Source organism: Flavobacterium maritimum, assembly GCF_040049085.1.
GTDB lineage: Bacteria > Bacteroidota > Bacteroidia > Flavobacteriales > Flavobacteriaceae > Flavobacterium > Flavobacterium maritimum.
The window spans coordinates 1-520 of sequence record NZ_JBDLZY010000053.1; the positions used below are offsets into that span (position 1 = coordinate 1).

Genomic DNA, 520 nt, shown 5'->3' on the forward strand with positions numbered 1-520 from the left:
TAAAACCAGGAGCAACACAATTTATACGAACCCCAAACGGAGCCAGCTCCACAGCCATAGCTCTTGTCATTGCTTCAATAGCACCTTTGCTGGCCGAGTATGCAATAACTTTGGGAATGCCATATTGCGAGGCCATCGAACTAATATTAACGATGCTCCCGCCTTTGTTTTCTTTCATGTTTTTTACAACTGCTCTGCTTACAGCAAAAACACTCAGAAGATTGGTATGAATAATAGACAAAAAATCTTCATCGGTCACTTCCAGAAAATCTTTTTTTAGATTTATTCCAGCATTATTTACCAAAATATCAATTGGTGTTTTTTTTGTCAGATTTTCTATCATTGCCGGAATACCAGCAATATTATTCAGATCATAAATAACTGGAATGGCATTATCTCCAATTTCCTTACACGCTTCTTCTGTTTTATCTTTCGATCTGCCAATGATGTAAGTGGTAATGCCATTATCACATAATTTCTTTGCAGTGGCAAAACCTAAACCAGAGTTTCCCCCAGTGAC

General features: G+C 37.7%; 1 protein-coding gene. It reads right to left on the minus strand.

The features are described 5' to 3' along the window. On the minus strand, nucleotides 1-520 hold a 520-nt coding region (locus ABEB23_RS18260), incomplete at both ends, for an SDR family NAD(P)-dependent oxidoreductase (protein ID WP_348814150.1).